The organism is Bacillus sp. 05T31 (assembly GCF_056396725.1).
Map to the genome: position 1 here is coordinate 1 of NZ_JBFTMA010001412.1, position 432 is coordinate 432.

Annotated in this window: 1 protein-coding gene and 1 pseudogene; one reads left to right on the forward strand and one right to left on the reverse strand. The window is 26.4% G+C overall.

Translation table 11 applies throughout. The features are described 5' to 3' along the window. On the reverse strand, positions 1-147 hold a 147-nt coding region (locus tag AC1DJR_RS33575), incomplete at its 3' end, for a helix-turn-helix domain-containing protein (protein WP_477004633.1). 149 nt (positions 148-296) lie between these two features. On the opposite strand from AC1DJR_RS33575, the pseudogene AC1DJR_RS33580 reads away from it, so the two are divergent. Next, a pseudogene (locus tag AC1DJR_RS33580) lies at positions 297-432 on the forward strand (D-serine ammonia-lyase); the annotation flags it as partial.

Consider the following 432-nt stretch of genomic DNA (forward strand, 5'->3'; position numbering starts at 1 on the left):
TGTTTGAATAGAAGGGTTAGCAGAACCACGTTCAATTTGACTAAGCATTGATGGTGTGATTTCGGCCATCTTTGCTAATTCTTTACTAGTTAATCCTTTTTCTTTTCTTTGTTTTTCAATCTTTTTACCAATATCTATATTTTCCATAATAAATGCTCCTTAATAATTATTAAATTATATTTAAATAAATTAAATTGAAATTAACTAAAATGAATTATTTATGTTAAACTATATTAAAATTAATTTAATTATAATTTATTATATGGCTAGCTACAAGGATATGAGGAGGAAGAGGAATGAAGGAGATAGAGGCATTAAAAGAGCAATATCCACTAGTAAATAACTTAATTGCAACAGAAGAAGTATTTTGGATAAACCCGAATATGGAAAAGTATGAAACAGCAATAAAAAATTCGCCACTTAATGTAGAAC